At 42.9% G+C, this 20,949-nt stretch carries 20 protein-coding genes and 1 pseudogene; 8 read left to right on the forward strand and 13 right to left on the reverse strand.

The window, feature by feature from the left end:
• Positions 1-50: 50 nt before the first annotated feature.
• Entirely contained in the window at positions 51-974 is a 924-nt protein-coding gene (locus DZ860_RS07065; protein ID WP_120030232.1) for a LysR family transcriptional regulator, read from the reverse strand.
• Positions 975-1,080: 106 nt separating this feature from the next.
• On the opposite strand from DZ860_RS07065, the gene DZ860_RS07070 reads away from it, so the two are divergent.
• The 3 genes from DZ860_RS07070 (at position 1,081) to DZ860_RS07080 (ending at position 3,899) form a co-directional block, all read left to right on the forward strand.
• Positions 1,081-2,283, forward strand: coding sequence for an MFS transporter (locus DZ860_RS07070; RefSeq protein ID WP_120030233.1), 1,203 nt, complete (start codon positions 1,081-1,083; stop codon positions 2,281-2,283).
• A 162-nt stretch (positions 2,284-2,445) separates the two neighbouring features.
• Positions 2,446-3,042: a DUF1415 domain-containing protein gene (locus DZ860_RS07075; protein WP_120030234.1), complete on the forward strand. Its 597-nt coding sequence runs from the start codon at positions 2,446-2,448 to the stop codon at positions 3,040-3,042.
• A 281-nt stretch (positions 3,043-3,323) separates the two neighbouring features.
• Positions 3,324-3,899 carry a nucleoside triphosphate pyrophosphohydrolase family protein gene (locus tag DZ860_RS07080; RefSeq protein ID WP_120030312.1) on the forward strand — a complete coding sequence of 192 codons (576 nt, stop codon included), beginning with the start codon at positions 3,324-3,326 and terminating at the stop codon, positions 3,897-3,899.
• An 86-nt stretch (positions 3,900-3,985) separates the two neighbouring features.
• Here DZ860_RS07080 and DZ860_RS07085 read toward each other — a convergent pair whose 3' ends face one another.
• A complete protein-coding gene (locus DZ860_RS07085; protein ID WP_120030235.1) occupies positions 3,986-4,852 on the reverse strand; it encodes a LysR family transcriptional regulator in 867 nt (288 codons plus the stop codon).
• A gap of 104 nt (positions 4,853-4,956) precedes the next feature.
• On the opposite strand from DZ860_RS07085, the gene DZ860_RS07090 reads away from it, so the two are divergent.
• Positions 4,957-6,213, forward strand: coding sequence for an adenylosuccinate synthase (locus DZ860_RS07090; protein ID WP_120030236.1), 1,257 nt, complete (start codon positions 4,957-4,959; stop codon positions 6,211-6,213).
• Between the two features lie 310 nt (positions 6,214-6,523).
• Positions 6,524-7,609, forward strand: coding sequence for a linear amide C-N hydrolase (locus DZ860_RS07095; protein ID WP_120030237.1), 1,086 nt, complete (start codon positions 6,524-6,526; stop codon positions 7,607-7,609).
• A gap of 258 nt (positions 7,610-7,867) precedes the next feature.
• Here DZ860_RS07095 and DZ860_RS07100 read toward each other — a convergent pair whose 3' ends face one another.
• From DZ860_RS07100 to DZ860_RS24880, 9 genes are all read right to left on the reverse strand, one after another.
• Positions 7,868-8,683 carry an ATP-binding cassette domain-containing protein gene (locus DZ860_RS07100; protein ID WP_120030238.1) on the reverse strand — a complete coding sequence of 272 codons (816 nt, stop codon included), beginning with the start codon at positions 8,681-8,683 and terminating at the stop codon, positions 7,868-7,870.
• A complete protein-coding gene (gene btuC, locus DZ860_RS07105) occupies positions 8,670-9,665 on the reverse strand; it encodes a vitamin B12 ABC transporter permease BtuC (RefSeq protein WP_120030239.1) in 996 nt (331 codons plus the stop codon). Before btuC ends, DZ860_RS07100 begins: the two co-directional genes overlap by 14 nt.
• A gap of 137 nt (positions 9,666-9,802) precedes the next feature.
• Positions 9,803-10,831, reverse strand: coding sequence for a succinylglutamate desuccinylase (locus DZ860_RS07110; RefSeq protein ID WP_120030240.1), 1,029 nt, complete (start codon positions 10,829-10,831; stop codon positions 9,803-9,805).
• Positions 10,832-11,146: 315 nt separating this feature from the next.
• The gene (locus DZ860_RS07115) at positions 11,147-12,937 is read right to left on the reverse strand and encodes a M3 family oligoendopeptidase (RefSeq protein ID WP_120030241.1); all 1,791 of its coding nucleotides are present in this window, start codon (positions 12,935-12,937) and stop codon (positions 11,147-11,149) included.
• A gap of 171 nt (positions 12,938-13,108) precedes the next feature.
• Positions 13,109-13,726: a histidine phosphatase family protein gene (locus tag DZ860_RS07120; protein ID WP_120030242.1), complete on the reverse strand. Its 618-nt coding sequence runs from the start codon at positions 13,724-13,726 to the stop codon at positions 13,109-13,111.
• Entirely contained in the window at positions 13,726-14,274 is a 549-nt protein-coding gene (gene cobU, locus DZ860_RS07125) for a bifunctional adenosylcobinamide kinase/adenosylcobinamide-phosphate guanylyltransferase (RefSeq protein ID WP_120030243.1), read from the reverse strand. The genes DZ860_RS07120 and cobU overlap by 1 nt, the downstream gene beginning before the upstream one ends.
• A 2-nt stretch (positions 14,275-14,276) precedes the next feature.
• Positions 14,277-15,047 carry an adenosylcobinamide-GDP ribazoletransferase gene (locus tag DZ860_RS07130; protein ID WP_120030244.1) on the reverse strand — a complete coding sequence of 257 codons (771 nt, stop codon included), beginning with the start codon at positions 15,045-15,047 and terminating at the stop codon, positions 14,277-14,279.
• On the reverse strand, positions 15,047-16,075 hold the full coding sequence (gene cobT / locus DZ860_RS07135) for a nicotinate-nucleotide--dimethylbenzimidazole phosphoribosyltransferase (RefSeq protein ID WP_120030313.1): 1,029 nt from the start codon (positions 16,073-16,075) through the stop codon (positions 15,047-15,049). Before cobT ends, DZ860_RS07130 begins: the two co-directional genes overlap by 1 nt.
• A 131-nt stretch (positions 16,076-16,206) precedes the next feature.
• Positions 16,207-16,341 carry a hypothetical protein gene (locus tag DZ860_RS24880; RefSeq protein ID WP_279386831.1) on the reverse strand — a complete coding sequence of 45 codons (135 nt, stop codon included), beginning with the start codon at positions 16,339-16,341 and terminating at the stop codon, positions 16,207-16,209.
• A 496-nt stretch (positions 16,342-16,837) separates the two neighbouring features.
• On the opposite strand from DZ860_RS24880, the gene DZ860_RS07140 reads away from it, so the two are divergent.
• Together DZ860_RS07140 and DZ860_RS07145 are read left to right on the forward strand one after the other, a co-directional pair.
• On the forward strand, positions 16,838-17,575 hold the full coding sequence (locus DZ860_RS07140; RefSeq protein ID WP_120030314.1) for an NAD(P)H-binding protein: 738 nt from the start codon (positions 16,838-16,840) through the stop codon (positions 17,573-17,575).
• 189 nt (positions 17,576-17,764) lie between these two features.
• Positions 17,765-19,135: an L-cystine transporter gene (locus DZ860_RS07145; protein ID WP_120030245.1), complete on the forward strand. Its 1,371-nt coding sequence runs from the start codon at positions 17,765-17,767 to the stop codon at positions 19,133-19,135.
• Between the two features lie 241 nt (positions 19,136-19,376).
• Here DZ860_RS07145 and DZ860_RS07150 read toward each other — a convergent pair whose 3' ends face one another.
• Positions 19,377-19,874 (reverse strand): P-loop nucleotide/nucleoside kinase family protein, encoded by a 498-nt coding sequence (locus DZ860_RS07150; RefSeq protein WP_120030246.1) that lies wholly within the window; start codon positions 19,872-19,874, stop codon positions 19,377-19,379.
• 45 nt (positions 19,875-19,919) lie between these two features.
• Between DZ860_RS07150 and DZ860_RS07155 the strand changes: the two are divergent.
• Positions 19,920-20,156, forward strand: a pseudogene (locus tag DZ860_RS07155) (hypothetical protein); the annotation flags it as partial.
• A 298-nt stretch (positions 20,157-20,454) separates the two neighbouring features.
• Here DZ860_RS07155 and nanQ read toward each other — a convergent pair.
• Positions 20,455-20,919 carry an N-acetylneuraminate anomerase gene (gene nanQ, locus DZ860_RS07160; RefSeq protein ID WP_120030247.1) on the reverse strand — a complete coding sequence of 155 codons (465 nt, stop codon included), beginning with the start codon at positions 20,917-20,919 and terminating at the stop codon, positions 20,455-20,457.
• Positions 20,920-20,949: the final 30 nt, after the last annotated feature.

A 20,949-nucleotide genomic window follows, 5' to 3' on the forward strand; every position in this document is an offset into this window, starting at 1 on the left:
TTTATGATCACTCGAAGCCGCTACTGCTTTACTACCTCAACTTTTCGCCACTATATTTTGTTAAAGGAAGTTTTGTTAAATGAAGCTTTGCTAAACGAAGCACCACGAGTCTGGCTTTTAACGAAATCGATAAACGTTCTATCAGCGATCGATAAATAGCCTTCTTTGCGCCACGCTAAATCCAAGTCAAGTTTCACTCGTTCATCAAACGGGACTGCTACGACCTCTTTTTCATGTTCTGCAACTAACGCTAATAATGCCGTAATTGCATACTCTTGCTTCACTAAACTTAAAATCACCGGTAATAAATTGGTTTCAAAGGAGAACTGCAATGAACAGTCAATCTCTTTGGCTTTCTTCTCGATAAAGTCGCGGTGAAAGTAGCCGGATTTAAACATGACCAGTTCATGCTGGAAAAACTCTTCAAAACTGATGCTTTCACGGGTAGCAAATGGATGCTCTTTACTTACAATTGCGACCATTTCTGAACGATAAAGATGATCCGTTTCGAGATCTTCTGGAACATTTTCATGATCGATAACGCCGATATCAAGTTCACCCGCCAGTAGCATCTGTCGAATGGAACGGGTTCCCGCATCCACTAATGTTAGCTTTAAGTTCGGGTACTGACTTTTGAATGCCATCAAGATTTGAGGGAAAAAGTAAGACCCCATCATACTTGGTGCACCTAAACGAACCTCTCCTTTCTCCAAACCACGTAGTTCATTCATCGCCAATTCTGCATCATCAATTTGTTGCAAAACGCGTTTAGCATGCTCAAGCAGCACTTCCCCTTCGTGAGTCAGTTGCACCTTGCGATCTTGGCGACGAAACAACTCTAAGCCGAGTTGCTGTTCGAATTTCTTAATTGAGATACTGAGTGCAGGCTGTGCAATATGCAACGCTTTGGCCGCTTTAGTAAAGTGACCATGCTGGGCAACCATAGCAAAGTGTTTAAGTTGTTTAGAGTCCATATGGCCTTGATACTAAATTTATATTGAGATGATATTTTTAATATATTTTATTTATCCACCATACACTGATAATTTGATCACGTTCTCACTTTCTACGAGCTTAAAAATGATTGAATTAGGCAGTAATGAATATCGTCGTGTCACCTTTGCCCTCGCTCTTGGCTCGTTTCTGGTATTTTGTAACCTTTATCTTTTCCAACCAATGCTGCCTTTCATGGCCAACCATTTTCAGGTTTCTGAAACCCAAGTAAACTGGATTTTTGCTGCCAGTACCTTAGTACTTGCCGTCGCACTTGTTCCTTGGGCGGTAGGGTCTGAATCTATAGGTCGACGCAAAGTAATGCTTATCGGGCTTATCTCAATGCCTTTTATCGGCCTAGGCATGTTGTTGTTTGATTCACTGATTATGCTGGTCATTATGCGAGCCTTAATGGGGCTTGCTCTAGCTGCTTTTGCTTCTGTTGCTGTCGCGTATATGGTCGAGGAACTCTCTAGCAAAGCATTTGGACAGGCCATTGGCGGCTATATTGCAGCGAATTCACTCGGCGGTATCACAGGGCGTATTCTTGGCGGTACACTGACCGATGCACTCGGGTGGAAACCCGCTGTATTGACTATGGCGATCCTAACATTGGCAGGGGTACTTGTTGTTGCATGGCTGCTACCCGCGCAAAAACACTTCAAACCGCAGCGTGGTATGCTTCGTTACCACAATCGCACCATACTAGAGCATATGAAAAACCGTTCAATTTGGATTGCGATGCTGATTGGCGGATTGAACTTCGCCCTATTTGTTAATCTCTATTCAGTGATGGGGTTTCGTCTAGTCTCTGCACCTCATTCATTGCCGGTCGGGTTAGCATCACTGATCTTTTTATGTTACTTAGCCGGTACTTTGAGTTCCAAACTTACCTCTGTATGGAATCGTCACTACAGCGCTCCACAGGGTATTATCGCCGGCTCCATTATTAGCATGTTGGGAATGCTCGTCGCCTACGTCGATCAACTTGCTTTCATGGCTCTTGGTCTAATGTTAATCAGCTTTGGTGCTTTTTTTGCCCATACCCTTGCCTATGCATGGGTAAGCCAAAGAGCGACACATGCGAAAGCAACCGCAACGGCTCTATATCTTGTTCATTACTATATAGGTGGCAGTCTTGGCGGTTTCTTCTTAATCTATTGTTGGCAACATGGGGGCTGGGGAAGTGTTATCGCTGGCGGTTCACTGATTTACCTCACACTTTTCATTCTTTGCTACAGACTGACTTTGCAGCCAGATGTTTCACAAAAAGAGCATGCGCAGTCATAAGTTAGCCCTCACAAATCAACGCTAAAACGGTGATATCAGTAAAAATAGACTCTGTATAGGGTGTTGTTCTTAGCGTTGATACGAAATGAGGCGAATTGAAGCGCCTTGAGGTCGCATAGGTATAAAGGATATCATTGAGCAAAATATAAATTTGGAAAACAAATGACAAACCAAAGCTCAACACTTAACTTATCATCAGACTCAACTGCAAATAATGAGCTCATCATCCAGCAAGTCGATCAGTGGCTTAACGATGTGGTAATCGGACTCAACCTTTGTCCATTTGCGGCAAAACCTCAGCGTAACAAGCAAATCGAGATTGTTGTAAGCAATGCGCAAAGTGAAGACTTATTGTTGGAGGATATTTTCCAACATCTAATGCGACTCGATGAAACGCCAGTTAAAGAACTCGAAACCATTTTGGTCGCAGTACCTGATATGTTGCATGATTTTTTCGACTACAACATGTTTATCGGTTGGATTGAAGCCTTAATCCACGAACAAGGTTGGGATGGTATCTACCAAGTCGCCACATTCCACCCTGATTACTGCTTCGCTGGCGCACTACCAGAAGATGATGAGAATTTAACCAATCGTTCGCCATACCCTGTCTTTCACCTTATCCGCGAAGAGAGCATGGAAAAAGTACTAAAACATTACCCAAACCCAGAAGCTATACCTGATACCAACATCGCACGCGTTGAATCACTCACGGCAGAAGAGCGTATCAAGTTATTCCCTTATCTATTTCGTGAATAACCGAAACGATTAAAGTCACAATTAAACAGCCAGTTACTATACCCATACAACTTGAAGATGCAGGTTGACGACCTATAAACAAAACCTCTAAACATAGATGAACGATGTGATGAGGATTGAAAATACCAGTCAACTTCAAATAAGAGATGAAGCTGTTTAAATTGGAAAATAATGATTATTTTCCTTTCGTTCGTAGCGCCCAATCGGGCGCTTTGTTAATATTGCGCGTATCTCCACTTTTGGACCTCGACTTTCAGGCCTTTACTTTCGGAATAAGCGCAATGCAACTATCTCAACTTACCCAAACCATTTTTGACCATCTTTACCGCGATATTTCAGAATTCCGTAGTACATTTGATCTTCCTGTCGCATCACCAACTAGCTTAGATGAGAAAGCCGATACTCTTCACACTTCACTGATCATCGAAGAGTTAACTGAACTGGCTGAAGCTGACAATAAAACCGAGCAAGCTGATGCCATCGTTGATAGTGTTTACGTATTGATGGGCCGTCTTGTTCACCTAGGTGATAGCAAAGTTGAAGACAACTTAGCAATTAGCTACCTTGTTGACCTACTACTGAATGTTGCTGTGAATCGTGGTATCGACTTCCTACCATGTTGGGATGAAGTTCACTCAAGCAACATGAGTAAAGTGTGCCGAAGCGAATCTGAGTACGCTGATACTGAAGCTTTCTATGCAGAGCAAAACATCAAACTGATGGCGGTTCAAAAAGGCGATTACATTATCGCTAAGTGCGCGGAAGATTTTGTTTCAGAAGCAAAAACAATCCGCCAAGGTAAGGTTTTAAAATCAGTGTATTACCGTCCAGCTGATCTAGCGCCGCTTACTAAGTAATACCTTATTTTAATAAGGCTCGCTTCTATAACACTTGTTATAAAAAACAGAACATAAAACGCCGCTTTTGTATGAGCGGCGTTTTGTTAAAACAAAGGAATGTTGCCTTTCTTGGCTACCCATTCAAGCAACTGTTTTGCCGCTTTTGATAAGATTTGATTTTGACGAACCACATAGCCAAAATCTGTGGTGGGAAACATCGTTAAAGGGGTCACTTTCGCAGTTTCTGACAGTTTGGTGTTCACAGAGAAATCCGGCACAATTGCCGTTCCAAAACCCGCTACCGCCCAATCTAGTTGCGCCTCGACACTCCCAACTTCAAAGACGCGATACTTTTTAAGTTTGAGTAATGGCAATGCCGCATCAATCAGTTCTCGAGTTCGCGTATCATGACCCAACAAGATTAGTGTCGGGATCTCATCACGTTCACCCCACTCGGTAATATTTTCACCATACGCCCACCATTGCACCTCAGCGAGTGAGGTAAATTGTAACTGCTGACTCTCTTTGTGTGCGATAACAAAACCGATATCCGCTTTCGCATCGCGAACCAAATTCGCCGCTTGGCTCGATGTGGTATTAAATAACGTTAAATCCAGCCCCGGAAACTGCTGTTTAAACTTTTGAATCGGATCTATCAGCATTCGGCGTGACACAATATCGCTGGCAGCAATAGAAAGTTTACCTTGGAGTAAGTCACTCATTGCATTTAAGTCATGCTGACAAACATCCAATTCTTTTAATACCAATTTGGCCGTTTTAAGTAAGCGCTCCCCTGCTTGGGTCAATTGTACAGGGTTTCGCTCAATCAACCGAGTTCGAGTTGCTTGCTCTAATTGCTTGATCTGCAGGCTAACATTCGGTTGTGTCATGTGTAAGGCTTGACCTGTTTTTCCAAAATGTTTCAACTCAGCTAAGGTTGCAAACGTTTTTAACCAATGAATATCTAACACAACCGCCCCATATGGAATTCTTATCAAGGTTATTAGTATAATTAATTTCTCTTATTTAGTCAGCATAGATATGATGATTTTCCAAACCTGTGGAGAGAAATATCATGACATCAATCGTTGTTGTTGGCGCAAACTGGGGTGACGAAGGCAAAGGCCGTATCGTTGACTTTTTAGCAAATGATGCAGCTGCAAGTATCCGTTTCCAAGGCGGTAATAATGCCGGCCATACTGTGGTAAACGACCTTGGCACTTTCAAGCTTCACCAATTACCAAGTGGTGTTTTCAACCCAGGTTGTCTAGCGGTTCTTGGCCCAGGTATGGTTATTAGCCCTGAAGCACTTTCAATTGAATTGGCAGAAGTACAAGCCGCTGGCGTTGATGTGAACCTTTGCATCTCTGATCGTGCAGTATTATGTCTACCGATTCACGCTCTTGAAGACACACTTGAAGAACAACGTCTTGGTGATGCAGCTTACGGCTCAACTCGTCAAGGTATTGCACCAGTGTACGGCGATCGCGTAATGAAAAAAGGCATTTTGGTTGGTTGGTTAAAACAGCCAGAAGTGCTACGTGAGCGTTTACAGTTCATGCTTGATTGGAAATTACCGCAGCTACGTGCTCTATACCCTGATCACGAATTCACAGAAACTGCTGAAGAAATCACTCAGTGGCTACTTGAAGTCTCTGCACCGTGGCGCGATGCAATTTGCAACGTAACAACACCACTAAAACAGATTCAAGAACAACAACAAAACCTATTGTTTGAAGCACAACTTGGTGCTGGCCGCGATCTTATCTACGGCGAATACCCATGGACAACTTCATCGAATGTTGTTTCTACTTATGCTGGTATTGGTGGTGGTCTTCCTGCTCTTCGCCTTGACCGCATCATCGCAGTAGCAAAAGCTTTCAGCTCATCAGTAGGTACAGGTACACTGATCACTGCAATGGAAGAGCAAGATGCATTCCGTGAAGCATCAAACGAGTTTGGCGCAACAACAGGTCGTCCTCGCGATATGGGTTATTTCGATGCGGTTGCGACACGTAACGGTGTTGATATCCAAGCGGCAACAGAAGTCGCATTGACTAAGATCGACTGCTTAACTGGCCTTGAAGATCTAAAAATCTGTGTCGCTTACGATGGTGACCATGCTGAAAACCCAATTTGGCCACAAACTGCTTCTCTAACACCAGTTTATGAGCAAATGGAAACATGGCATGAAGACATCACTGGTTGTCGTGAATTCGACCAACTACCTAAAGCAGCACAAGCGTACGTATTACGTATTGAAGAGCTAATGGGTGTTCCAGTGAAAATGGTTTCTGTAGGCCCAGGTCGTGAACAGATGATCATGCGTTAATCACACTTAAAAAATGACTGATGACAGCCCTAATTTGAATAAAGTTAGGGCTGTTTTTGTATCTGCACTACCCTATCTATCTTGCGAAACCCCAGTTCCTCTCGCTCAAATCCCCCCCTGCGTTTCTAGGTATGTTTCTAGGAGTTAACGCTAGTTTTAAAAAACCAATTAGCACTAAGTATTAGAAACATAGTTTTCAGCAATCCAATTTTCTTTGTCATTTCATAATATTGAGCGTAAGTTGTTCTATGATAACTATTAACCCAGCCACCACTGCCGTGATAGACGGTTCGAAAGGTAAGACAACATTATGAAAAAGACCTTATTGGCATTGCTGTTCGCATCTTGTTTTAACTACAGTGCGAATGCGTGTACTGGAATTACCCTTTCCACGACGGATAACGACCATATTCAAGCCCGAACCATTGAATGGGGCCACAATGACTTAAACAGTAAATTGATCATTTCACCAAGAAATCACACGTTTACCTCTACTATGCCAGACCAAAAATCAGGCTTAAGCTGGACAAGCAAGTATGGATTTGCGGGTATTTCCGTCAGTGACGATCGCTTTATTGCTGAGGGCATAAACGAACAAGGTCTTAGTGCCGGTTTATTCTATTTCAAAAACTATGGCTCTTTAGCCAAATATGATCCGAATAAAACAGACAACAACATTACTGACATGGATTTTGTCCGTTGGATGCTAAGCCAATTCAAAACCGTTGCTGAAGTTGAAGCTGCTCTAAACAAGATTAAGATTGTGACGGTTTATTTTGATGCACAAGGCAATCCATCACCAACGGCACACTGGCGTGTATCCGACAAACAAGGCAATAGCATCGTGATTGAAATTATGGATCACGGCAAGATCAATATTCATAAAAATACAGCTAAAGTGCTCACCAATGCCCCTGATTATAATTGGCAAGTCACCAATCTAAACAACTATATCAATCTCCATCCAGGCAGCAGTCCTGCACAGAAAATCAATGATGTCGATGCATTTTCATTCGGAGTTGGTTCGAGCTTCGTCGGTCTGCCCGGTGATATTTCGCCACCATCGCGTTTTGTCCGTGCTGCGTTTTACGTGAATAGCGCCCCTAAACCACAAACATCGCAACAAGCGGTTTCTCAGGCATTCCATATTCTAAATAACTTCGATATTCCTATTGGTAGTGAGTTTACCGATAAAACACATATTCCAGATTTACCGAGCGCGACCCAATGGACATCCGTTATTGATCAAAATAATGGCTTGTTGTTCTATAAAACCATGCACGACAGCACCATCAAACGCGTCGATTTGAACACGCTTAACTTTGATGCAAAACAAGAAGTGAAACAGAAATTGGATAATGGCAAATTCCATTACCAGGATGTAACCGTAAAATAAGAACTTACCATTACGGGTGAGTGTATAACTATAATGAGCGATGACATTCGTCGTCATCGCTCATTGATCTAGCATTTAATTTTAGTTTTAGTAACAAGAGAACTACCTGATGTAGATTCACTATGTGAACAGGTGGAATCCTAGTGCTGCTATTACTGTTACTATTACTGTTACTATTACTGTTACTATTACTATTACTATTACTATTACTATTACTATTACTATTACTATTACTATGTTTAGTATGACTGATATGGCTTAATCGAACAGTAAAATAGATTGCCCTTTCACCATCACTCTTTCTACTTGCGTATGATAAACCCGAGATAAAAGCTCTGGGTCTAATACACTTTGTACTGGTCCTTCCGCTTGCATTACGCCTTTATCTAATAGTACCGCTTTATCTGCGTATTTCGCGGTTCGGTTCAAATCATGATTAGACATAATCACAGCAATTCCCAAGCTCGATACATGTTGAATTAATTGATAAAGCAACCCCTCCTGACCAATATCTAGCGGTGCTGCTGGCTCATCTAAAATCAATAATTTGGCAAATGGGTTCAGGCTTGGCCACACTTGTAAACAGATCGCGCACAATCGAACACGCTGCCACTCCCCGCCCGACAAATGGTGAATCGAACGATGAAGTTTATCTTCTAATCGCAACAATCCTGTTAGTTCATTAACCACGCGATTGATTTCTGACGCATTGATTTTTGACGCATTGATTTCTGACGTTTTGGCGTCCAAGGAATTGATTTTTGATGCGTTGCCTTTCGTCTGATTGGGAATCGAAAGTGAAAGGTATTGCGCCACATCAAGGTTAAAAGCAGGACGGTCTGACTGACTGAGCATCGCACGGTAGGAAGCTAAAGTTTCAAGAGACGCCGACGCTACATTCAAATCAAAAATTTCAACTTGACCTTTATAAGGCAATAGTCCGGCAATCGCACTAAGTAAGGTACTTTTACCGCTTCCATTTGGCCCAATCACATGGATGATTTCCCCCGCTTTACATTGAAAAGATAGCGGTAATAAGCGTGAACTAACAGAAACGCCATTAACGTGAATCATGATTTTTCACCAACATCCAAATGAAAACAGGAGCGCCTAAAGAAGTCGTGACCACACCTAAGGGAAGTTCCGCTGAATTGAGTGCGGTTCGAGCGACAATATCCGCAACCGCTAATAGCATCGCGCCAAACAGAGCCGACAAAGGCAGTAAAAAACGATTTTCACTACCCAAAGCAAGGCGCAGAAGGTGAGGAACGACCAAGCCGACAAAACCGATAACGCCACCTAAAGCAACTGACCCACCCACCAAAATAGAAATTGCGAGAATCAATTTCCAGCGCACCGCTTCGACATCGACACCTAGTTGCTTCGCATGAAGCTCGCCCATCATTAACTTATCCAGTAATTGCCCTTTGGCGCATAACCACACCACCAGCGGCAACATTACCAAAGTAACGACATGCTGATACCAACTCGCACCACCAAGGCTTCCCATCAACCAATACATCAACTGACGCAGGCTTAAGTCATCACTAAAATAGAAAGCCCAAGTCACCACAGCGCCAGTTAAAATCCCTAACGCCACACCAACCAACAACAAACGTGTTGTGGTTAAGCGTAGAGCCCGAGCCATGGAAACAAGCAATAAAGTAAACAGCAATGCTCCGATAATAGCGGCAATCATAAAGCCAATCGGCGTTGCAAAGGCTGGGATAAAGAATAAAACGATCACCATCATGACGCTGGCACCCCCAGAAATCCCAAGCACTCCGGGTTCTGCCAATACATTGCCGAGCATCACTTGCAGTACTGCTCCTGACACGGCCAAGGATGCACCTATGGTTAGCGCGGCAAGTAAGCGAGGTAAACGAAGCTGTAGAATCAACTGCTGCTGAAGCTGGGTCAGTTCTGAAAATGGCGATATGAAGACCTCACCAACCATCAAATAGACGGCGCTGATGATAAATAGCAAAGCCAGTAGCGTCCAAGTAACGCGCCGCCAACGAGTGTGCTTACGAATGATTAACTCAGTGAATTCCATGAAAATACGAAGCGGATGGTTAGCCAGCTTTAAAGATAGGAAAAATAATGGCTCAACGATACCGTCAAGCCATTAAAATAGAAAGCAATTATAAGAACTCGTCTAAAAAACGTTGTATTACTACAAAGCCTGAGACTTTAATCGTATACAATTTGATCGTCTTCGTAACGAATCTTGACCGGGCAGACCATTAATGCGGCTCGCTGGCCTATAGCTACATTTCGATTTGGAAAAACAATCGCTTCGCTTTCGTTTTTCGCCATCAAAGGTTTATCGCCATCATGACCAAAAACTTCACCGTGTTTAAAGGAAGTAAAGTTTTCAACATTCTCATCAAACATAAAGTCAAAATCATCGTGCAGACGAACAATCGTACGGCTCACTCGATATAACACAGGTTGACGAGGCAAATGTTCAGCTTCTGCTGAAGAGATTAAATCGCGAAGTGCTAAATCAAAGGCAACCAATTTTTCAAGTTGATTCTCCCCTAGACGCGCAACACGGCCTAATTCAACCGTCAACGCTTGTGCACTGTGTACCTCAGCACTAAACCAACTGAAAGTGCTCGATGGCGCATTAGAAAACAACACAGCATCAAGGTGTGCACTTTGCATAAATTGCATCAACGCCTTGCTTCTGACTGGATGTCGAGTTTTAGGGCTCACTGCAAAGGTGTAATGTTTAGATAAACGGATCGCACAATGTAAATCGAGATGCCAGCGATTTTCTGGCTTAACATCGGAATAGAACTGCGCCACCATCGCTTTCAAATTGCGGGCAATGGCCAATTCTTTATCTTCAGGGTGCGTCTTTTCATCAAACAAGCGGTTTAGGTTTGATTCGACAAAGCGAGTATGTGCGTTAGTCGCTTCAGGGTGGGCAATGATAAACAGTAAACGCTGTGTCACTGGCTGAAAACCAGACTGAATATCCTCGACGATTTTATCCACTAACTCCATCGGGGCCGTTTCGTTACCATGAATACCACAGGAAACAATCACGTGCTTACTATCTGAGGTTAAATTCGCAGGACAAACTTCCAACACACCACGCTGGTGAATAATAAATCGCGTACCGGCGGCAACGACAGTGTCGTTCGCTGGCATCTCTTGCTCTAAATCCAGACTATCAAAAAGAAATGATTGGCGAAAAAAGCTCTTCGTCATGCGCTACTCCTTTATTGCACAGCGAGTATGTTAATGAATTGTTCCAATAATTATTGTTGTTACGATCCCACTTATTAACACCAACCTGGGGGAATCGTCGTAAAAACAAGAATTATGACGCCCAAGACTGTCGCCAATATTGGGATAGAAAGCGAACGCTGCGCGGTTTTCTGAGTACTTACTCAATGTGGAAATAATATCACATCTATTTCAATATTTTTCTTGATCTTACAACACGCAAGATCAAGAAATCGAAACAGCTCACAATATAAATCCAAAGCTGAATGCTATGGCTTCATACTCTGATTTTGAACATCAGCTTTGAGCTAATAACTGTTCAAATTGCTCAACCTTAACATTAATATTATCAATGCTTTGCTGCCAGAAATCAGCCTGACCTAATTCCATTCCTAAATGTTTCGAAACCAGCTCTTCGGCCATCATAGTGCCGGTATCGCGCAGCAAACACACGTAATCTTGATAAAAGGCTTCACCTTTCGCTTCTCGTTGCGCGTAAACACCTTGGCTAAACAAATAACCAAACAGGTATGGGTAATTATAGAAACTGACTTGAGAGATAGAAAAATGGAGTTTACTCGCCCAGAAATAAGTGTCAGGTTCACTCATGGAATCGCCATACCACTCAGACCATACTGAACTCATCAGTTCGCAAAGTTGAGTTGCGCTCAATTCTCCATCTCCACGCTGTTCATAGAACTGTTTTTCAAACTCAAATCGCACCGGAATATTCACAAGCAACGCATAACAAGACGAAAGCTCCTCCCAGAGCATTTCTAGTTTCTCTTCTCTGGTTTGCGCTTGTTCCAACAAATAATCACGAACTATGTTTTCTGCAAAAATAGATGCGGTTTCTGCTAGCGTCATTGGGTAACGTGTTTGTACCAATGGCATATCGCGCATAATCCAGTTATGGAAAGCATGACCAAGTTCATGTGCAAGCGTCAGCAAATCAGAGCGACTGCCACCCCAAGTCATAAAAACCAATGGTGAACGTGTGGCAGCAAATTTTGTGCAATAAGCGCCTAAGCGGCGGTTTTCCGATGGTGCAGCATCAATCCAACCATTTTCAACCATCAGATCAACAAAATCCGCCATCTCTTGGTCAACTTTTGCAAACGCCGCCTTAATCACTTCGATACCCTCATCAAAGCTGTAAACCTTAGGTTCTACGTCCGTTAAACTTGGCATACCCGCCATGTGATTCCATGGTTTCATCGAATCTAAGCCATGCACTTTAGCCATCAACTGCCCAGCTTTTTGGCCCACATTACGATTTTGTTTGGCGGTGTTCATCATCGCATCCAGTGTTTCACTCGAAATACGGCTATCGTGGAGACTTGGTTCTAGGAAATGAACAGGGCGATGATAAGAACGTTTTTGATATTCACTTAAACGCCAACCAGAAAGCGCATTCAATATCGAAGCAAAACTTTCTTGATGCAATTGCATTGCACCTTGAATCGCTCGCCATGCTGGTTCTTGTTGAGAAAAATCCGTACCGTACAGCAGGCTTGCTGCCTGTGAGAATCCGACTTTTTTTGACGAATCAGATGACAACTCAACTTGGAGCGAACCGGTCAAGTTATCATACAAGCGTCCCCAAGCATCGCGCCCATCCACTTTCATCGCGGCGAGTAACTGCTCTTCTACAACGCTTAACTTGGTGTCCGAAACACGACGTGCGCATGCAATTTGAAAAGCTTGCCCATAAATGTCACCACTTTCATGGTCTAACACTTGCGTCACAAAATCGATTGGCGCATGGGTCAGAGTATCTTCATAAGGGGTGTAAGCTTGTACCAGTTGAGAGCTTAACTTCGCTACTTTACCAATGAATGCTTTCGCTTCTTGATGTGTCGCGTCGACAGAAGCATAACAATTTGCAAAAGTATTAACCGTAGATAACAACTGCCCCGCTGCTTCATTGGTTTGAATGGCATTTTGCATCACAGTCACCGCATCGCGGCGGTCAACGTAACTGTTTAAAACATCAATACACTGCTCGATTAAAGCAATATCTTGCTGAATTTTGTCATCTTGTAAGCTTTGATATGCGATTGAAAGATCCCAACTTGGCGTTGTCATTTTTATGTTCCTTTTCGCGATGGTTGCCTGTCATGATTCGATTGTTGAACAGCCTAATTATGTACTGATTAACGACGACACTGACCCATTTTTGTACTCATTATTTTCATGAGATATTAATTCTATACAATATTCACTTCGTGCCATTCAGCATTGTAACGATTTAGCATGTCATATGGTATCTATTGCACTTATCGGCCGCCCAATCGATCGAACTCGAAAGTACTGTTTATCTGTGAGCGTTATATGTGTCAGAGATTGATTATCAATACTCAATACAGAATATAATGATGGGTTTTGCCAATCCATCCCCAATATCGATGCCAAAATCATACGAATAGTTCCACCATGACACACCACGAGCGTGTCTTGTTCCGCGTGACGACATAATGCTTTCCATGCCTGAGTTATTCGGACATGAAATTCGCCAAGTGACTCAGCATTGGGCAACGTAACCTGTGCAGGCTGAGTCCAAAACTGTTCTAGCGTTGACCACTGCTCGGTGAGTTCATCAAACGGAACGCCATCGACATCACCAAAGTGCATTTCTTGGAAATCATCAATCACGGTTAGAGGAATATCTAACGTTTGGTGCAATAGATCAGCAGCGACACGGCATCTTTGCAATGGTGACGTAACTATGGTCTCCACACCTAACTGAAGCGCCTGTACTCCGTTACAAATTGCGACTTGGATGTCAGTTGCAACCGCAACATCGGTTCGCCCATATAAGGCCGGAAGCCCCGATGTCTTTCCATGTCTAAGTAAGTAGATATTGATGGTTTTCATTACGAGTCGCTCTCAGGCTCATTCTTCAAACTCATCGGTAACCCTGCTGCCACAAACGTCACTTGTTGCGCTATGCGCGCTATGCCTTGGTTCATCCATCCCGCGTGATCCACAAACAGACGCGTAACTTCACCCATAGGGATAATGCCTAACCCGACTTCATTCGACACGAGAAAAAGATGGGCGTGACTTTGAGTTAATGCCTCAATGAGTTCTTGAACGTGACGTCTAATCTCGCTCTCACTGGCTTGTTCACCTTGAGTAAAAATCACGTTGTTCAACCATAACGTCAAGCAGTCAACCAGCACGACGTCACCTTGTTGAAAATTCATAAGTGCTGATGCTAAATCCAGCGGACATTCATACAATTGCCAGCGATCATCACGAGAACGTTGATGATGCTCAATACGTTGCTGCATTTCATCATCGGTCGACATCGCCGTTGCAATATAGTGACGAGAATGGTCACCAGCTTGCAACACGGCCTGAGCTTCAGCAAAACTCGATTTACCCGAACGAGCCCCGCCCAATATCAAATGCACACTCATACTTACACTAATCTCGCTATAAGAACCAAATAACAAAGCATTTCCATTACCTGCTGTGCGCCACCTAGACAGTCTCCTGTGAAGCCACCTAAGCGCTTCATAAGCCAAGCTTTAAATAAGTAGCGAAAAACTGTAGCTACAAGCAGTAAAATAAATGCGGTATCTAAACCAAACAAGAAACAAGGCAAGATACCTGTCAGCGCTAAAATCAATAACTCGCTTTTTGATTGCTGGCTGGCGAGAGGCTTACTCTTGCTGGTGTCGATGTCGGAAACATAAGGCATATCATAAATGAGTGATGCCGCGACCGCTCGGCTTAGAGTGTAAGATACCAGCAGAACAAACAACATATTAGATGTCGGAGCCAATTGACTGAGCAAAACATACTTACCCAGCAACGCCATCACTAAAGCACTCGCGCCATAAGTACCAATGCGACTATCTTTCATGATGGTTAAACGGCGCTCTAAAGTCATGCCGCCGCCAATGCCATCGGCCATATCCGTTAAACCATCTTCATGAAATGCCCCGGTTAGCAACAAGCTAAACACCATCATCAAGAAAATCGCGATATCGAGACCAAAAAGCAGTTTCGCAACGCTATATACGCTAAAACAGAGTAACCCTAACAATACACCCACTAAGGCAAAATAGCGTCCAGCCTGATTCATTCGCTCTTCACTATAAGGGGTATTTTTAGGTATGGGTAAACGAGAAAAGAAACCTAACGCTAACCAAAATAATTCCAACTGATGCTTTGCTCGGCTCGTCATTACACCGTGACTCCCGCTTCTTCAAAGCTAGCCATCGTATTGTAAAATTCAGCAGCAGCACGAATCAGTGGAACCGCCAGTACAGCGCCTGTCCCCTCGCCCAAGCGTAATGAAAGATCCAGCAGTGGCTGAGCTTCTAATTCTTGAAGCAGATACTTATGTCCAGCCTCATGAGACTGATGAGCAAAAATCATATAATCACGACATAGCGGATTAATCTTCGCAGCCACGTAAGCTGCAGCAGTAACAATAAAACCATCGACAATCACAGGTGTGCGATGTTCACATGCACCTAAAAACGCGCCGACCATCTGCACGATTTCAAAACCGCCGACTTGTGCAAGTACCTCTTCGACACTTTGTCCCAAACAGCGAGCAACGCCTTTTTCCACTACTGCTATTTTCTTAGACAACTGTTGGTCACTGATTCCTGTACCACGACCTACACACTCACTTGCTGAGCGCCCTGATAATGCGCAAAGAATCGCAGAAGCACTGCTGGTATTGCCAATACCCATTTCACCAAACATCACCAAGTTACAGCCTGATGCCACAACATTCGCAACAATGCTCTTGCCGTAGCTAAGACCTTGCTCGACTTGCGTTTGGCTCATCGCAGCTTGCTGGGCAAAGTTTTCTGTTCGCTGACCAAGGCGTTGAATAACAAAATCTGCATTGTCGCTTTCAACCGGTAACAATATTCCTGTATCAATCACTTTCATTGCCACATGATTGGTTCGACAAAAACAATTGATCGCCGCACCACCTGCGAGAAAGTTAAGTACCATTTGCTGTGTTACCGCACTCGGCGCAATACTCACACCCTCATCGGCCACACCATGATCGCCCGCGAACACTAAAACAGTAGGTTGCTCGATATTAATTTCAGTGACAACGTCACTTTTGTTTATGCTTTGAATCAGCGCAATTTGATGGGCAACCCGTTCTAACTGGCCTAAAGCACCTATTGGCTTGGTTTTTTGGTTGATTCGATGCCATATCGCATCGGAGAAAGACTGCTTTTGCATAATTTGCATAGTTTATTGCCGTGATACCAATTTATGACTGTACTGACAGTCACTTAATGCTGCGACTGCCCAGATAAAAACGCCCTGCTATGTTACAGCAAGTCACAATGTTCAACACGATAGATTATCTCTTACATATCGTTGATATCGTAATTTATCACTATCAATCCGACATCAAACATGCCAAGTGTAATATGGCTCATCATTTTCCCACCCAAACTGAATTGCAAATTGAGAATATCAACGGCAACTGCTCGCTGTTTCACTATCTATTCTGTTCCGACTTCCTCTAAGGCATTGATAATTGGTAGCTATAGATTGGAGACATACTTGGCATAAACCATGCTTAATCTATTTTGTTGTTTGTTGTATTAAGGAGATCTTATGTTTGCTAATCAAAAAGCCAAAAAACGGAAGCAAAATAAGGCCAGACCCAAAACATCTCAGAAAATCCCGTTGTCCCTTACCTAACGTACTATCATAAACCTTTTTCTTAACCCAAATCCCGAAAGCATACACTTGTCGTCAACGTTCAACTGTCAATTTGGCCTCTATTTAAGAGGCCGTTTTTTTATATTCATCACTTCATCCTCTCATTTTATACTCAAGACGCTAGAATATGCTTAGGTACCCGTCAGCTCCTAAGCATCGATTCCCGATATGGTTGAGTTGGATAAATCTAGGCAACATCGCTGTATCTTCAACCATGACGAACATACTTTGTTCCAAATCACAGAATTATCGACGACTTTATTTAATGCTATGCTCAAACGATACAACGACCTAAGGACTCTTGTTTTGGGCACAGATTCAAAAACTACGGTAATGATTGCAGGCGGAACGGGCTTAGTTGGTACAGAGTTGGTCAAACTTCTCCTTGAGAAATCACCAATAGAGCAAATTTACGCGCTGACACGTAAACCGCTGCCCTTTCATCACACCAAGCTAACGTCCATCATTCAAGCTGATTTGACCATCCATGATTGGGATGAGAGCATGGCCACGCCTACCATTGGGTTTATCTGCCTCGGTAGCACTCGTAAACAAGCCAAATCCAAAGCCGAGCTAGAGCGAATCGATTACCATCTGGTGTGTTCGGTTGCTCAACAAATGAAAGCGATTGGAATCAAAAAAATCGCAGTTGTTTCTAGCTATGGGGCATCACTACGTACTCCATCTCACTATTTGCGCTGTAAAGGCAAAATGGAATTCGCGATAGAGAAGATGGGGTTTGAACAAGTCACCTTTGTTCGTCCTGGTCCATTAAAAGGCTTAAGAGATATACCAAGAAAAGACGAAGCCATTGTGCAATCAGTACTAAACGCTTGTCGCCCAATCCTTATCGGCCGTCTTGCTAACTTTATTCCGATTACCGCCACTGAAGTCGCCCAGTCGATGCTATACAGTACATTTAGCCATCACCCTATCACGCACAAGCCTAAAACCGTGCAGTATTTGAATAGTATTGATATGCGCTTGCTGCTGAAAAAGTATCAATAATCTACTCTATCTCTATCGTTAATGGCGAAATTACCAACAAAATCAGTTTTTAATAACTAAAACGCATATCAAATAGGTAATTCTTCTTTCATTCAGACATATAGAATCATTACTCTAAATTACAGAACAGAATCTTTATTGCATTAATTTTGCGATCTGATTCACATGTAATTATAAGGTTCAGCCATTATGTCCGTTGCTATTATCGCCTCTCTTGCTGTTTTTGTTGGTATTGTTTTCTTCCTACATTATCAACAAAGACAAGCCCACACTCTTTCTCGTTTAGTTCTACTTGGGCTGATCTTAGGTAGTGCATTTGGTCTTGGGCTCCAACTCATTTTTGGTGAGCAAAGCCCGATTATTAGCCAAACCTTAGAATGGGTGAACATTGTTGGCAGTGGTTATGTCGGCCTATTAAAAATGGTGATCATGCCGTTAGTGCTAGTTTCAATGATTGCCGCTGTTGTTAAGTTAGAGAAAGGCGGTTCGCTGGGCAAAATTTCAGGCATAACCATCAGTATCTTGTTGCTCACCACAGCGATCGCTGCCCTAGTTGGTATTGTCGTGACCAATGCCTTTGGCCTGTCTGCAGAGGGTTTGGTTGAGGGCTCGCGTGAAACGGCTCGAATGACACTACTGGAAACTAACGTAGCTCAAGTGAGTGAACTTTCTATCCCTCAGATGCTGATTAGCTTTATCCCAACCAATCCGTTTGCAGATCTAACCGGCGCACGCTCAACTTCTATTATTGCTGTGGTTATTTTCGGCGTATTAATGGGGATTGCCGCACGTAAAGTTATGGCAGAAAAAGCCGAACTTGAACAACCGATTCGTACCTTTGTCGAAGCGATTCAATCAGTGATTATGCGTTTAGTAAAAATGATCATGGCTTTGACACCTTACGGCATTGCAGCGCTGATGGCGAAAGTGGTCGCGACATCAAATGGTTCTGACATTCTTAGTTTGCTGGGTTTCATCGTTGCTTCGTATGTTGCCATTTTCCTGATGTTCATTGTGCATGGTGTTTTAGTTTCGCTCGTTGGCGTCAGTCCAAAAACGTATTTCAAAAACATTTGGCCAGTACTGACTTTTGCGTTTACTTCACGAAGCTCAGCGGCTTCAATTCCACTTAATGTAGAAGCACAAATCAATAAACTGAGCGTACCGCCTGCTATCGCGAATTTATCCGCTTCGTTTGGGGCGACAATTGGTCAAAATGGTTGTGCTGGTATTTACCCAGCTATGCTCGCGGTGATGGTGGCGCCAACAGTAGGCATTAACCCACTGGATATCAATTTCCTACTCTCTTTAATCGGTATTATTACGATTAGCTCATTCGGTATTGCTGGCGTAGGCGGCGGTGCGACATTTGCAGCTCTGATTGTATTACCAGCAATGGGTTTACCTGTCACGATTGCGGCATTATTGATTTCAATCGAACCATTAATCGACATGGCTCGCACCGCGCTAAACGTTTCTGGCGCCATGACAGCTGGTACTGTCACTAGTCGCCTGCTTAATAGCAAAGCAAATCAAGAAATGGCCCAACTGAACTCTTAGATAAACGATCTGTAGTAACAATGAAACCGTCGATGAAGCGTTGCCTCATAGCCACGCTTTTTGCGTTCTCAGATAAACAAAAATCAGGACTCTATGCCTTGCGACAACTGCATTCATCTTAAGAAAAATGCTAATGCAGCCACCCGTCTGAATCAGATCACACAATTTACTTATATAGAGCCTCGAACTTGTTCAACACTCGGGATTTAACGCTGACTGCGCAGCGCTTAATCCTTATCTGTTATGTGTATTCATCAACACGCACCAGACTGAGGTTTTCCCTAACTGTTGGTGCTTCAAAATACTGGGTTACGTGATGAAATACCGCCTCTGTGTCGAACTTAGCTCTTTCGGGTTGCTCACCCCGACGTTTAGCGACTTGGGATAAACATTTTTCATCAGTGACGTCTAAATAACAGAGCTCATGCTCACTGTTGACTTCGGAACATAGTGACACAAACCAAGCTCGTTGTTTTACAGTATTAGCAGGGAAATCCATGACAACATTAACCCCCACGTTCAGCAAGTTTTGAACGTGATTTTTGACGAATGGCTTAATGATGTTTGAGTACTTAATGTAGTCATCAAACGTCTGAATTTGTAATGAATAATGAGCTGACAACCAATCATCTTCTGAAATTAAGACTGCATTATTTTCAGCAGCTACAATCTTTGATTTAGTCGATTTTCCTGCTCCCATCTTGCCACAGAAGAAGAATAGCTTTCCCTTATTTCCCATGTTTCCACCATTTACATATAACGAATGACATGGATTCCCCCTACGGTGGTTCTACCACACTTAAGTGGTCCCCATTCGCACTGGAGGCACCATATCGATTATTCTTTTTACGGTATCGACCTGCCGAAAAACCACTTTAGTTTTCATCCAGTAAAACAAAATAGTAAAGCCCTATTTCATAAGTCGGTTACTCGCCCTAACCAACTGACTACAATAGCAAATATGCCTCTCATGCGTATAGAGATTGAAGCGTGTGGTGATGCATATTATTGGGCAAGGACATAACAACGAACAACAAAGTTGCTTACACCTAGGTTGAGCCTGGAGATAACTGAAAAACAACTATTTAACCATTTTTTGAATAGTGTCTGCTGGGGTTAACCAATAATGATTGGCAACGGAGAGATCGCAATAAGAGATCCTCAATATGTATTTATTGTAAGCAATGCTTAATGACCGAAGTGACAAAGCTAAGTAGATAGCGTTGGTGTTCGAAGAATATTGGCTGCTCACGCAGCCAATAGGATGTTATTGTCGATTGGCAGACAGAAAACTCATATATGTATGGATAATAAGCATTCTACTCGGGGGAGCTGTATTTTACTTTCACTACTACCTTTTTGATTAGGGAACTCTCTAACTCATAGCAACCCGGTTTGTGTGGTTCTCCAGGGAAAAACACTGCGAACATACCAGAAACTAATTTGACTTTCTGCTGGTTTAAGATACTTTCACAGAACTGAAAATCATTTTCTGTATCCATTTCAGTCTTATCGTTAGCGCTATCCACAGTGCCAAAATGAATAATTTCTTCACCTTCTATTAGCAATTGAATATCTATATATTCTTGATGAATTTCAGCCTTCGACTCGACTTCATTCTTAGTTGTAAAAGACATGACATTCATAAAAGTATGCTCATCTTCTATCACGTATTTTCCACTCTCGATTTCTTCGAGATTATGGGATAGCGCCTGATGCAAAGCATAATGAAGAGCATAAGGTAACTGTGCTAAATCTAGATGTTCAATATGACCTAGTATCATGCTATTTCCTTATTATTAAGTGCTGAATTA

The organism is Vibrio sinensis (assembly GCF_003605645.1).
GTDB lineage: Bacteria > Pseudomonadota > Gammaproteobacteria > Enterobacterales > Vibrionaceae > Vibrio > Vibrio sinensis.

Excerpts from the sequence above, each read along its gene's own strand:
- DZ860_RS07065 (WP_120030232.1), bottom strand. The coding sequence starts at position 974 with ATGGACTCTAAACAACTTAAACACTTTGCTATGGTTGCCCAGCATGGT.
- DZ860_RS07070 (WP_120030233.1), top strand. The coding sequence starts at position 1,081 with ATGATTGAATTAGGCAGTAATGAATATCGTCGTGTCACCTTTGCCCTC.
- DZ860_RS07075 (WP_120030234.1), top strand. The coding sequence starts at position 2,446 with ATGACAAACCAAAGCTCAACACTTAACTTATCATCAGACTCAACTGCA.
- DZ860_RS07080 (WP_120030312.1), top strand. The coding sequence starts at position 3,324 with ATGCAACTATCTCAACTTACCCAAACCATTTTTGACCATCTTTACCGC.
- DZ860_RS07090 (WP_120030236.1), top strand. The coding sequence starts at position 4,957 with ATGACATCAATCGTTGTTGTTGGCGCAAACTGGGGTGACGAAGGCAAA.
- DZ860_RS07095 (WP_120030237.1), top strand. The coding sequence starts at position 6,524 with ATGAAAAAGACCTTATTGGCATTGCTGTTCGCATCTTGTTTTAACTAC.
- DZ860_RS07100 (WP_120030238.1), bottom strand. The coding sequence starts at position 8,683 with ATGATTCACGTTAATGGCGTTTCTGTTAGTTCACGCTTATTACCGCTA.
- btuC (WP_120030239.1), bottom strand. The coding sequence starts at position 9,665 with ATGGAATTCACTGAGTTAATCATTCGTAAGCACACTCGTTGGCGGCGC.
- DZ860_RS07110 (WP_120030240.1), bottom strand. The coding sequence starts at position 10,831 with ATGACGAAGAGCTTTTTTCGCCAATCATTTCTTTTTGATAGTCTGGAT.
- DZ860_RS07115 (WP_120030241.1), bottom strand. The coding sequence starts at position 12,937 with ATGACAACGCCAAGTTGGGATCTTTCAATCGCATATCAAAGCTTACAA.
- DZ860_RS07120 (WP_120030242.1), bottom strand. The coding sequence starts at position 13,726 with ATGAAAACCATCAATATCTACTTACTTAGACATGGAAAGACATCGGGG.
- cobU (WP_120030243.1), bottom strand. The coding sequence starts at position 14,274 with ATGAGTGTGCATTTGATATTGGGCGGGGCTCGTTCGGGTAAATCGAGT.
- DZ860_RS07130 (WP_120030244.1), bottom strand. The coding sequence starts at position 15,047 with ATGACGAGCCGAGCAAAGCATCAGTTGGAATTATTTTGGTTAGCGTTA.
- cobT (WP_120030313.1), bottom strand. The coding sequence starts at position 16,075 with ATGCAAAAGCAGTCTTTCTCCGATGCGATATGGCATCGAATCAACCAA.
- DZ860_RS07140 (WP_120030314.1), top strand. The coding sequence starts at position 16,838 with ATGCTCAAACGATACAACGACCTAAGGACTCTTGTTTTGGGCACAGAT.
- DZ860_RS07145 (WP_120030245.1), top strand. The coding sequence starts at position 17,765 with ATGTCCGTTGCTATTATCGCCTCTCTTGCTGTTTTTGTTGGTATTGTT.
- DZ860_RS07150 (WP_120030246.1), bottom strand. The coding sequence starts at position 19,874 with ATGGGAAATAAGGGAAAGCTATTCTTCTTCTGTGGCAAGATGGGAGCA.
- nanQ (WP_120030247.1), bottom strand. The coding sequence starts at position 20,919 with ATGATACTAGGTCATATTGAACATCTAGATTTAGCACAGTTACCTTAT.